The 12,543-nt window shown below is 41.8% G+C and carries 13 protein-coding genes; 10 read left to right on the forward strand and 3 right to left on the reverse strand.

Annotated elements, in window-relative coordinates:
- Window positions 1–247 precede the first annotated feature (247 nt).
- Window positions 248–2,134 carry a helix-turn-helix transcriptional regulator gene (locus tag AS141_RS12330; RefSeq protein ID WP_057937977.1) on the reverse strand — a complete coding sequence of 629 codons (1,887 nt, stop codon included), beginning with the start codon at window positions 2,132–2,134 and terminating at the stop codon, window positions 248–250.
- A 187-nt stretch (window positions 2,135–2,321) separates the two neighbouring features.
- On the opposite strand from AS141_RS12330, the gene AS141_RS12335 reads away from it, so the two are divergent.
- The 10 genes from AS141_RS12335 to AS141_RS12380 all read left to right on the forward strand — a co-directional run bounded on the left by AS141_RS12335 (window position 2,322) and on the right by AS141_RS12380 (window position 9,962).
- Window positions 2,322–2,648: an import component protein gene (locus AS141_RS12335; protein WP_057938204.1), complete on the forward strand. Its 327-nt coding sequence runs from the start codon at window positions 2,322–2,324 to the stop codon at window positions 2,646–2,648.
- A gap of 19 nt (window positions 2,649–2,667) precedes the next feature.
- The gene (locus tag AS141_RS12340) at window positions 2,668–3,066 is read left to right on the forward strand and encodes a hypothetical protein (RefSeq protein WP_057937978.1); all 399 of its coding nucleotides are present in this window, start codon (window positions 2,668–2,670) and stop codon (window positions 3,064–3,066) included.
- A gap of 12 nt (window positions 3,067–3,078) precedes the next feature.
- Window positions 3,079–3,969, forward strand: coding sequence for a hypothetical protein (locus AS141_RS12345; protein WP_057937979.1), 891 nt, complete (start codon window positions 3,079–3,081; stop codon window positions 3,967–3,969).
- Window position 3,970: 1 nt separating this feature from the next.
- Window positions 3,971–4,519: a hypothetical protein gene (locus AS141_RS12350; protein ID WP_057937980.1), complete on the forward strand. Its 549-nt coding sequence runs from the start codon at window positions 3,971–3,973 to the stop codon at window positions 4,517–4,519.
- A gap of 19 nt (window positions 4,520–4,538) precedes the next feature.
- On the forward strand, window positions 4,539–5,387 hold the full coding sequence (locus AS141_RS12355; protein WP_157243462.1) for a hypothetical protein: 849 nt from the start codon (window positions 4,539–4,541) through the stop codon (window positions 5,385–5,387).
- Between the two features lie 18 nt (window positions 5,388–5,405).
- The gene (locus AS141_RS12360) at window positions 5,406–6,290 is read left to right on the forward strand and encodes a hypothetical protein (RefSeq protein WP_157243463.1); all 885 of its coding nucleotides are present in this window, start codon (window positions 5,406–5,408) and stop codon (window positions 6,288–6,290) included.
- An 11-nt stretch (window positions 6,291–6,301) separates the two neighbouring features.
- Window positions 6,302–6,865 (forward strand): hypothetical protein, encoded by a 564-nt coding sequence (locus AS141_RS12365; RefSeq protein WP_057937983.1) that lies wholly within the window; start codon window positions 6,302–6,304, stop codon window positions 6,863–6,865.
- Window positions 6,866–6,930: 65 nt separating this feature from the next.
- Window positions 6,931–7,623, forward strand: coding sequence for a hypothetical protein (locus AS141_RS12370; protein ID WP_057937984.1), 693 nt, complete (start codon window positions 6,931–6,933; stop codon window positions 7,621–7,623).
- Window positions 7,624–8,113: 490 nt separating this feature from the next.
- On the forward strand, window positions 8,114–8,566 hold the full coding sequence (locus AS141_RS12375; RefSeq protein ID WP_057937985.1) for a hypothetical protein: 453 nt from the start codon (window positions 8,114–8,116) through the stop codon (window positions 8,564–8,566).
- Window positions 8,567–8,831: 265 nt separating this feature from the next.
- Entirely contained in the window at window positions 8,832–9,962 is a 1,131-nt protein-coding gene (locus AS141_RS12380; protein ID WP_057937986.1) for a hypothetical protein, read from the forward strand.
- Window positions 9,963–10,066: 104 nt separating this feature from the next.
- Here the strand turns inward: AS141_RS12380 and AS141_RS12385 are convergent, their stop codons facing one another.
- Window positions 10,067–10,507, reverse strand: coding sequence for an ABC transporter permease (locus AS141_RS12385; RefSeq protein ID WP_057937987.1), 441 nt, complete (start codon window positions 10,505–10,507; stop codon window positions 10,067–10,069).
- Window positions 10,508–10,531: 24 nt separating this feature from the next.
- Entirely contained in the window at window positions 10,532–12,493 is a 1,962-nt protein-coding gene (locus AS141_RS12390) for an ABC transporter permease (protein ID WP_057937988.1), read from the reverse strand.
- Window positions 12,494–12,543: the final 50 nt, after the last annotated feature.

The raw sequence follows: 12,543 nt of genomic DNA on the forward strand, positions 1-12,543 counted from the left end.
TACTTATGCCCCGAATCTTCGATTTAAAGAACTAAAAGACCTGTGCAATAAAAGGAATAAAAATGACATTTTCCCGCCTCGAATACCGATTCCTTTCTAAAACAGCCTACAGGATTGTTTCAATACCTCCCCTAAGATTACCGGGAACGAGAATCCGGAGCCGTCCGAATCTTCCAGAAATGGGCTGAGCACCTAGAGAAAGTCAGACTTCTCCGGAGTTATCATACACCTTCATTTTGTGACTAACTTAAGGATTCGCCCCTGATGTTATCCCTAAATCACTAATAAATGAATCCAGCTTATCATTTTCGTCCAGCTTTAACTTTTGCTTGATCCGGTAGCGTGCCATCCTGATGCTTTTGGGGGCAACATTGAGCTTTACAGCGATTTCTTTATTGGTTAGCCCCATTAAAATATAGGAACAATATTTTAAGTCTAAACGGGTCAGTTTGTTGTTGGCCTGTTTTTGGAGTCCGGCGATAAACTCAGGATGTATATCGGTAAATTCGGCCCTGATTTCTTCATACCCCCTGTCTATGGTCTGATTTTCGGACAGCAAACGCTGGATTTGTTTTCTAAGAGGGTCACTTCCTTCGAGAGATTCTAATTTTTCCTTCAGGTTTTGCATCAAGGTATTTTTTTCCTCTACATGCAAGGTTCCCGCGAGAAGCTCCCGCTCAAGCCGGTCTAGCCGCTCTTGCATCAACTCACGTTCTGTCTGCAATCGGGCGGTTTCCTCTTCTTTAAGGGAGGCCTGCAACCTGGCCTGGTTATTTTCGCTGATGAGCAGCAATTGACGTTGTTGCGATGCCTTTAATTTAAAATGATAAGAGCGGAACAAAAAGAACAATCCCACCAGTGAGGCGATGATCAACACCAGGTAATACCGGTTTAGTTTTTTGGTAAACGCGGTCTCCTGTTTGGCGGCATTAAGTTCCAATTCTTTTTTTTCTGATTGGTATTGGGCCTCCAGTTGCTGGGAAATGGAGAGTTTCTCCCTGTCAAACAGTTCCTTGTCAAAGTTCATGTACTGTTTGTAATACTTCAGGGCTTTGAGATCATCGCCCATTTTTTCGGCCACCCGGGAAAGCGCATTGGTGATACGTGATTTGACCAACACCCCGCTGGTATTAGCTGAAACCTCCTCCAAAGCCATCAGTAAGAGGTTCTCGGCATGTCCATAATCACCCGCTTTCTGAGCAAATTCACTTAAAATCCCGTAGCTGTTGGCAATGATCTCCGTATTATCGGCTTCTCTTCCCAATGCCAATGCCTTGTTGAGGTATAGTTCGGCACTGTCCTTATAGGAAGAAGGATAAAATTCATAATAAAGATTGGCCATGTTCAGGGCCGCTATTCCGCCGGTACTCCGCATAGTGATCTTCGATTGAAGGGAATCGGTCAGTTTCAGTACCAATGCATTATAATATTTCGAAGAATCAAGTAATTGCTTCTCATCCTTGGTTTCGCGGAAACGATAAAGATAATTGGACCCCATACTGAGGTAGGCATTGGTTATCGCATCAGGATCAGCACTAGACAGAGCTGCTTCAAGGCAAAGCCTACTATAATACAGCTGTTTCTCAGTATCTCCCCAATAGCCGTGGATGGCGGCAAGATAATGGTAGATGCTGCTTTTGTAAAGAGGAGCATCCTCTTCTTCAAGGATACGAAGTGCTTCCAGCATGTATTGATAGGCCTTGTCTGTGTTATCGATGATATGTTCCAGCCAGCCCCTGCGAAAACGCACCAGCCCCTGAATGCTCTTGTCCTGAGTACGGGATGCATACCAATCAGCGCTGTCCAAGGCCTGAAAGGCGATGCTCAGGCTATCCTGATTTACGCGCAAAGCGGCCAGTCTCGCATGGACAAGCGCACCATACCGCCCGTCAGCTTCAAGATAGCTGAGCTGTTGGGATTCCTTGGCTATTTTCATGGCCTTCTCCATTTTATTTTGTGAAGCCATTACCTGGGATAGCTGAACCATTGCCTCTATACGGTCCCCGTTCGAAGTAGCAGGTTTGTCAATAATACTAGTTAGCGAGTCTATGACTACAGACTGGGCCTGTGCATCAAATGGGTCCAATAAAATAACAAAGACGGCTGTCAGCCAAAGCAGCAGAGGTTTAACCATTGGAAAAAGATATAAACAATTAAAAGTCCTTTTGCCAAATATACGAATTCCATAGACGCTTTGTAGTCGCTTTTAGGAAACTTGTAGTCGCTGTATATGCGCTTGAAACTAGGGCATGCCTTTCCTATGGTCTAGCTTTGCTCCTATGTTTTACGTCAATTTTATATCATCAAAAAAACAAGAGATTATGAATGCGAAAACAATTTCAATGGTAGCGTACATGACCATCATCGGCTGGATTATCGCCTACTTCCAACATAAAGGGAGCGAATCAAAAAGCACATTAGCCTCTTATCATCTTGAACAAGGGCTGGGGGTATTTATTTTTGCGGTCCTTCTCAATATTGTCCTTACCGTAATTATTAGGATAATCCCTTCACTCGGGAGTGTTATTTCATTGGTGGGTATCCTGCCGCTTGTTCTACTTATTCTCGGAATCATCGCGGCTGCTAATGAGGCACAGAAACCCGTTCCGCTTATCGGGAAATTCTTTGAGGGAAAGTTTGGATTTTAGGTAAGAAACAACACAACTGATGAGTCAAGAACAAACCGCAGCACTACAATTTATCCCAAAGGTAAGGCAAGAGGAATTTGATGCTGTTCTAATCAACTACCAGCATTATATAAAAGGGCATCTGTGGGTACGGATTCCTGCTTTTTTAATGGTTACAGCCATAGCCGGTTACAATTTTCTATTTGCCGGAAAAAGTTATTCTATAAATGAGGCTAATAACATAAAAAGTACGATGATAGTTATACTCAGTTTTGTTGTGCTTGCCTTGATTATTGGGGCCATTTTACTGTTCAAACGTCAAGGTACACTCAAGAAAAAGGTGAAGGGGATTGCTCTAAAGTATGGTTTTGCATACAAGGAGTTTAAAAAAGAAGTCAATCTCGTATTGAAATCACATTACGGTGGAAATGGGATATAAAAACCATACTCTATGAAAACACTAGCATTCATTTCTTCCTGCATTTTAACGGGTTCTATCCTGTTGGCTTCCTGTGAATTCAACAAATCTGCAAGCAAGGATTTTATCTCCGGGGCTGTTTCCACTGGCGATGGCATTTCCTGCTATAAAATCACCGTAGAAACCGGCGGACAACCAAGCAAAAACAACCAATTTGTGTATGGGGAAACGGTAAATCTGGTGTTTGAAAACGTTAGTGGATTTCAAAAAGAAGACGGAAAAACCTATCCTGCCCTGTCTTTGGATCTTGTGAAAAACGAAAAAGACACGGTGCTCTCCTACGCTGATTTACTCTCCGATATAAAAGAAGGAACGAGCCTATCACCACTTGAGCTGCAAGCCAATTTCACCGCAGCCCTACCCTACAACAACGATGAGCAGTACAAGGCACACATCCATATATGGGATAAAAAAGGCAAAGGGAGCTTCACCTATGAAATGCCCTTTACAGTAAAAGACGCCGGATTACTAACTGTTGAGTCCACCGGAATTGGGTATTCAACTATTTATCTGTGGAATGAAAGCCAAAAACAACCGGTGCGAACTTCTGAAATAGACCAAAACGATAAAATTATCCTGCTGCTGGAAGGAATCAAGGGATTAAGCTCTGAAAATGAGAAGGTTTACCCTATTCTTTCATTGGAACTCCTAGATCAGGAAGGGACTAAAATCCTGGACAATCCTAACTTGTTCAGCACCTACAAAGAGGTGGGTATTAAAGCCGAAGATGTTGCCAGGCAACTAAGTGCCACGATCACTTTCTCAACAGGCGCTGTGAAAAACCCTTACCGCTTAACTGCGATCTTAAGCGATCAAAAATCAGCTAATCAAATTAAAGTAACCACTGAATTAAAAATCAAATAAAATGTCAGAACCTAGTTCACTGTACCTAAACATAGAAATCAAAAAAGAAAAACTGGAAGAATTCTTAACAGCGAAACCCAAGCCATTGATGGTGGATGATAATATTCTTGCTTGGTGGGAAAGCAGGGAAATGTATTCTCCAACAGATGTTGCAACTGTCCCTCAAAGTCATTTGTATTATCCTAAATCCAGCAATGGGAAGATAATTGGAGGTTTTATAGCTGACCACCGTTTTGGAGCTAAGCAGCAGTATAATGATACAGAGCAACTTTGGACTTTTATCCTATTGGCATTCAGTGAAAACTTTTATGAAATCCTTCCGATGATTTCGTTCTGTAAGCAACTGGTGACCTATCAAAGTAATGCAGAAAAAGGCACCGCAATAATTTATGACTTTCTGTGGGACAGCGGTATGGTAATGGCACAGCTCGATTTTTCAGACCGTCAGGCATTACTGACTAAGGTTTCAAAAACAGTATCTGTAGATTCTGAAATTATAGAAAAAGCAAATATGAGCCTGCAACAGATGCTAGACGAACTGAATAACTAATATGATGATTCACAATCCTATGAAAACCATATTCGTATTAGCGATTGTCTGTCACTTTATTCCTCTAATGCTGCTTGCCCAAGGAGCAGAACTTGTTCTAAAAGGCAGCGATGAGAAGAGACACATCGGTTTTTTGCCAAGTAATCTGGAATTTACAACCGAGCTTACGGGCATAGAAGTAGATGAAAATCATCAGGTGAGTCTGAAGGAAATCACAGCAGTAGATGATTTGGGCAATTGGTTAAAACCGATTGGCAGGTACCCTTCCCCTACCAATTATTTCACCCAACATAATGAAATGGTAATCGGTATAGAGCCGCCGGTAAGACAAGCAAAAAGCGTTTCCTTACAAGGAGTACTGGAATATTTCACGATTTCAGAAGAGCTTCAATCCAAACTGAATTTGAAAAATCTACAACAGCGATACCACATAAATTTATTGCCTGAAAAACAGATTCGCTCCAAGCTGGTATTGATTGATTTACAAGGGTTGCAAACTTTAAAAGAAGAAGATGAGGCCTCCTATTATCAAAAGATAAAAGAAATACACCTGAATGCAGGCGTGGGAACCGACTTGGACGACGCAGAGCGCTACTTGGATAAAGCGCTGCACGATTTTACTTTATGGACTAGTGATCCTTCAAAACTATTACACTTTTACCGTTGGGATCCGGAGGATAACATTGTTGAAATAAAAGTATTCAGAGATGGGGAAAATTTATTTGACGGCACGTATTATAGTAACAACACTTACACTTGTAGTTTATTGAAAGATGTAGATCCTGAAACGGAATTACGCATCCTGGTAAAAAATGAAGATGCCATCAAAGAAATCCCCTTTGGTTTTGAAAACATTATTCTTCCCTAAATCATAAATGCATTGATTATGTACAGACTACTTATTGTAATGATACTGGGTTGTTTTTTAAGCATTTCTTCCTATTCGCAGGAATTGAATTTGTTTTTACAGGATATTAAAGAAGAAAGGCTTCATGGACAAACACAGCGAAGCACATCCGATTCTATCAGTAAAATCACATTTACTACCGCAGTGAACGGTATTAAGCTGGATGAATACCACCTTATAAAACTTGGCAGGATACAGGTCATAGATGATACGGGAAAATCATTGGAAGAAATTAAAGATGTCTTTTACAATAACGAGGTCTACCACAAGGATAAAAGAATGGAATTCACAGTAAAAGCACCCGTACGCCAAGCCACCAAGATAAAAATGGTTGAAGGTATTCTGCTCTACTTCACCCCTACCCAAGCGAATAAGGGCAAAGTGATTATCCGTGATTTTTTACAACGAAAAGATGAAAATCTATTAGCCGATAGTTACCCGGAAATAGAACTAAAACTAATGGACAACGAAAAACTTATCAATATGCAGGAAGAAATGCAAAAGATGGTCGATAAGGAAGTGGAAAAACGCAAAAAAGAAGGGACAATCAGCGAGGAAGAACAACAAGAAATAGACTATGCCCGTGAATTTATCGAGGATATAATGGGAATGGTAAACGGTAGTTCGAAGCGCGCAACACTCACTTTTCAATTAAACCAACCCCTGGATCAGGCATTTTACAGAATCTCCATTTTTAATGAAAATGATACAAAAATCAGCAGTGGGTATTACTCAATCGATACTATCTATCAATTCTATCTGAGCGAAGCACCCACAAAAAACTGCTATATCGAGATTCTTATGGAAAACGAAAATGCGGTAAAAGAACTCCCCTTTCAATTCCTAGATGTGGTATTGCCCTAATCATCCATAAAATGAAAACAATATACACCAAAATCATCTTCGTTTTGCTGACAGTTATATCCCTCAGCCTCACTTCATGCAACCCGGTTTCACCCGACAAAGTGGTGCAGAGAGCCTGGTTAAACACCAATAATATAACAACCAGATATTCACCCAAATTCTTTGGGCAACTCCGCGAACTTAAAGCAAAAGGAAATATTACCGTATTCAAAGACAAGGAGGTCACAAAAGGAACAGCAGTAGAATATGTTAACCAAATGATCATTGTCCCTCACAATGAAAGCTTACAAAAAGTAGAAGAGTTACCCGAAAAAGAAGATACCAAAGCATTAAAGGCTGCCTCTCTGGAATTGTTCCGATACAGCAAAGAAATCTTTGAAAATGACTACCTCGACATTGCAAGGATGATAGATGAGAATCGGCCGGATATGGAAATCAATACCGCTATTGAAGACCTGTTCCTCAGGCACGATCAGGAGATGGAAACCCGGCTGAACCGATTGGATGATCAGGTGATCCCCTATGCTGAAAAACACAATATTCCTATTGAAACGGTACACAATCAGCCAAACTAAGTGGTATTTGGATACCCGCTAAAAAGACCCGAAAAGCAACATAAACACCTTAAAAATCAACTAACATGTGGATTAGGATAACAGATTATATTGTAAAAAAAATAGAAGCAGACCATTTAAAGAACCCGAAAGACCCGGAAAAGCCGATGGTACTCGCTTTCTTTCAAAGAGAAAGCAGATCGGTTTTTCACGTACATCAACCTAAAAAAGTGTTTCCCAAATATTATCAAACGCCTACCGGAGGTTCTGTTCCAGCCCGAAAGTGGACCCATGAAATGGAAGCATTTGCACAGCAGGAACTGGCAAAACTGCCCCCGCAAAATGGACGCTTTAAAATCACCGTTTTTGGATGGATAATGTTGTTGTTCTCCTTTTCATTAATCGGCTATGCCCTATATGAAACAGCGACCTTACCTGCACAGAAGGAAGCCTATGCGCAAAAAAACGCTGCCTTGGCAACCGTAAAGGAAGGAGAAATTTACTTTGGCAGGTATCGGTTGTATCAGGAAAAAGGAGATTTTACAGGCAGTGAAGGAGGCTTCGGTTGGTTTAAAGTGGTAAGCATTGAAAATGACACCTACCATATTGCCAAAAGCGTGGAAATAAGTACTACCTCAAAACCGAAAGAACAAATGAACAGCAGCGATTTTGAAGAAAAAAGCTTTGCAGTAAAAGCCAAAGAGCTGGAAGCCTATACCAAGCAATTTCTTTCCGAAGACGGGTTAACGGAGTTTAATTTGGGTGAAAGGAAAGAATGATGGCGCTAAAAACATAGAACACTGAGGACGCAGGTTTAGTAGTTGTTCAGCAGCTACTAAACAGTGCAAATCAGCAAGATCAGTTTTTCAATCAAGAAAATAAATGATAAACCTATTCATCAAAAAAGCAGAACCTATAAACATCCACTATCAGGAGGATGAAACCACCAAAACCGCCATAGACTGCTAGGACAATCAAGAGGTCTATCCGAATTCATCTTATATCTTTCACATTTTGTTGGTTACCGATAAACACCCCATAAAAAATCAATCATAATCACATGAAACCGAGCTTGCCAGGAGTCAAGCTTGCCCCCCTACCTACAGGTGCACACACTGTGATGGTTATATGGAATTCAATATTGCATGCGCCCCTAGAAAGACAAATTATAAACGGATGAAATCGAGCATGACGGGCGGACGTCACACACCGGGATGATTATAATGCATGCGAGATTCCATCTGACCATTTTAAAATGGTAATAAACAGATGAAACTACATATTCCTGAACTAACTCCCGACAAATTCTTACGTAAGGAACTGGAGATTTATCAGAACCTGGACAATGAAAACTTTGGTGAACAATTAGCATTGAGGGTCGCCCAAAAATTGAAAGCGAACCCAACAGAAAGTGGCGGGCTTTATCACGCGCACCGGGATTATTGCGGGATGGGGCTATACATCCACAACGGCAAATTCACCTTAGGAACAGTAAATGATGGACGCGGGCCGTATCCCATTGTTGCCGATTTTGATACCGAAGCCGCATTTATAAGTTGGCTGGCCTATGAAAGCGACCAAAGTATGGCCATGTACGGTGAGCAGTTCAATAACCAGACCCTTACCAAACTACGTCTGGAGTGGTTCCTGGAGGAGGATTATAGTTCGGTATGGAATGCGTACTGTTTTTACTTAAGAAAAAGAGAGGAAACAAATAGATAGGAGACGGGAGACTGAAATATGCCGAAAATCATAACATCCGACTCCGGGTGTAAAACAAAAATCAGACAATAAGCCAATGGAATTGCCACACTAAAACAACAAAAGAGCCGATAGGACATAAATAAAAACTTTGCACTCCTGAACGTGGAAGGGGATGTCTATACCATTGTATGTGAATTTACCGCAAGCAGCGTTTCCCCTTACTTTTTAGACCCTCAAACAGGAATATTGAAGTACAGGATACAAAATGAGAACTAAAACAAGTATGCATAGCAAAATTCAATATCCGATCATAGCCTTATTGTTGGTTTTGGTCGGCTGTAATACCGAAAAAACAAGAAAGTTTGAATGGGACGCGGAAACAGCACAGCTCACCGGGAAAGATCTTGGTGCATGGCTCCGCCGGGCACCGTTTACAAATGAGCTTTCCCAAAGCGGGGAAAACCATCTTGTGTTTACCAATGCAAGTCAGGTTTTTCCTTTTATGGCACGCTACAAAAATGCCATCGAAGAGCTGTGGCATACCTTTAACGATCCCGACAATCCCATTTACCAGGAGGAAACTGTCTTGTTTCAGGATCAGGAATGGGGCGACCTGTTTGTGAGCGGAACCTTGCTTTACGACAAGCAGGAGGTGTTTTTGGATCGTTACTATAGCGAAGCCGGGAACCCTGCCTTTGACGGGTTAAATGCAGGTGCTACAACCTACAGTGCCACGCTGCATGAAACCTCAGTTTTTGCCCGAACGCCGGATTATAAAACAGGGATCTATTGGGCAAGTGCTTCAGGAACGGACTACCTACTTGGGTTTTACCAGAAAAACCGGCTTGTTTTCTCTACTGCTATTCCGCTTCGGACTGCAGACACATTGGCTACATTGTCCAAGTTAAAGCAGGTAAGCAACAGCCTCAATCTGCAAATTCCAGAATGGAATAATGCAAACGTTCAGGATCTTCGGCTAAAGGATACGTACAACTCATTCTGGAAAGACCCATTTACGGGAATCTATTTGGACAATAAATTCCTGATGCCCAGAGTTTATCTCAAAGTAAAGGACACTCCGCTACAACCTGCTCGCTTCCCTACAGAAGGTGATTACTATTATGATTATGATACCCCAACAGGGAAGGTTATACTCTATACCGTTTTGAAAGAAACCAGCGATGACAGGCAAACTTTTATCAAAGCAAATGAAAAGTTACAGACCTATAAAATAACTTGGGAATCGGTATTTTACGAAGAAACACCTGTTGAAGGACGGGTGATAGGCCTTGCCAAAGTCCTGGTCAAAGACAGTGAATACCTAGAAGTCCATTTCTCCTATCCTGAAAGGAATGAGTCTGCAAGGAAGATGATTCATGGAATCCTGAAAACTATAAAGATTCCAAATCTTTAAATTACAGCATCTCGGAAATTCATTTTGTCAGAACTAGACCTAAACAACAAATCGAGCGAGCCGAACAAATAAAGTAACCAGGAAACTTCCTTCAGACTGCCAAACTATTCTGATCTCAGGGAATTTACCGGATTGATCCTTGCAGTCCATAGTACGCGTACACCGACTGTAGAAAGAGCCAAGATTGCAGCAAGTAAGCCTGCACCGACAAACATCCACCATTGCAGTGATATTTTATAGGCAAATCCGCTTAGCCACAAATTCATACCATACCAGGCGATTGGAGAGGCTATCATCAAGGCGATCACCACCAATTTGATGTAATCCAAAGAAAACAACTGCACGATGCTACCCGCAGAAGCTCCCAATACTTTTCTCACTCCTATCTCTTTGACTCTCTGCTCGGTGGCATGCACCACCAATCCAAATATCCCCAGTGCTGCAAGGAATAACATCAACACACTGAAGAATGTAAAGAGATGTGCCTGGGCTTGCTCCTTTTCATATTGGCTTTTCACCATATCATCCACCCATTCAAACTCCATGGGTTTTTCGGAATAAAATCCATTCTACAATGTATTTAACCCGGCAAGTACGTCTCCTTCCCTGCCTTCCTGAACTTTGATCAGCACTGAGGCATAATTAAATTCATTACTTACCATAATAACTGTAGGCTTGATAGGATCCCTTAATGAGATGCTGTGAAAGTCCTCGATGATCCCAAGGGGGATTGCTTGCAGATTGGATTCCAATACCCCTAGTTCCGAAACCTGCAAAATATCCGCCGTGCCGGAAGTCATCAAAATTTTAGAAGGCACCTCTGCTATATTTTTCGCAGTATCCAACGCTGTCAAACCCTCGCCTTGCTCCCGCTCATCAAATCCTCTTCCATCAAGCAGTTTGGTCCCTAATACAACGGGAAGGTCACTATCCCCCAGGATAAAATTGACAGGAATGGTTTGATCAGGGTCTTCAGGATGCTTAATGAGCTTCACCATAGATGCGGAACCACGCGTAGGAACCCAACTGCTTAAGCTGACCCTTTCTACTCCCGGGATCTGGGCAATCTGCTGTTTTAATGCAGCTGCTTTGCCCTCTGTGGCAAAAGAGGAAATACTTAAAACATTGGCAGGATCATACCCCAAATCCTTTTTTTCCATGTAACTCATTTGGCTCCAGACCGTCACGGTTCCTATCAATACCAAAATTGCAAATACAAATTGTGTGGAAACCAATGCTTTGCGGATTGCTGGCACAGAGGTATTCATGCCCTTTCCAATTCGGTTTTTCAGTGCATTTCCTACAGCAAAGCCAGAAACCATCCAAGCGGGGTAAAGCCCAGCAATCACACTGATCAGCATCACCCCCGAAACAAAGGATAGTAAAAGCAGGCCATTATCAAATAGTTGCACTTCCAGATGATGTCCCAGGAAATTTTCTAATTGGTCCAGACTCAAAGCATAGACCAAACCGGCCAATACACCGGAAATGACAAAAAATAAAAGACTCTCAAATAGAAACTGGAAAACCAGTTGTTTCTTACCGGCACCCAAAACTTTCCTGACTCCGATTTCACGGATTCTTTTAATAGAGCGTGCCGCACTCAAATTGATAAAATTTATGCATGCGATGAGCAGTAAAAGCAGTGCAATCCCTGAAAACAGGTAAACATTGTTTTGGCTGCCTTTTACTTTCTGATGGGCAAAATCCGAGTTGAGATAAATATCCTCAATAGGCTGAAAATCAAAGGTCGGCGCTCTTCTTCTGGTATCATCGGAAGCATCGGTGATAAACTCAAGATACCATTGATTGATCTTTTCTTTGAAAGCCGGCATATCTGTATGAGCTTTCATCCGAATCATCTGCTCCTCGTAATAACCCCAACCTTCACGGCTGAGCTCCCGGTTAGCCGGAAGGGAAACCTGGATTCCATCTGACCTGAGGTAGGTATTGGAAGGAATATTGGATATCACTCCTGTAATCATAAATGGTTTAGACTCTTCCAAATAGGGAGAAACCATATGGATGACCTTGCCTACAGGGGATTCATTTGGAAAATTAGCCTTACTGAATTCTTCGGAAATCACCAAGTTCCCGACGCCTGCAATATAGTTTTCCGGCACTCCTTCCAAAACAGAAAAATCCAGCAAATCCCAGACATTGGTATCCGCCTGGATAAGATCCATCTGAACCGCATCCTTCTTATTTTCTTCCAGACGAAAACTATAGCTCGCCTTGGAGATTTTTCCTGCAGCTTCTACTTCTGGAAAGTTATCTTTTAATTCATTGCCCAGATTCATATACGCTGACTCTGTTCGCCCTTCCATTCCTGCGGAGGTTTCCACTGTCAGGATACGGTATAGCTGATCTTTATTTGCCCAGAATCTGTCGTATGAAATCTCATCCAAAACCACTGTTCCCACGAGCATACAAGAGGCCAATCCAATGGTCAGTCCTAAGATAGTAATGGTTGAATAAGTTTTGTCTTTGGTGAGATTGCGCCAGGCAATTTTGAGATTATTTCGCCACATTTTTGATTCTATTTCTTTAAGGGTTTGGAATTAAAAAGTAAGTAATTGAG

It is taken from the genome of Algoriphagus resistens (assembly GCF_001442615.1).
Taxonomy (GTDB): domain Bacteria; phylum Bacteroidota; class Bacteroidia; order Cytophagales; family Cyclobacteriaceae; genus Algoriphagus; species Algoriphagus resistens.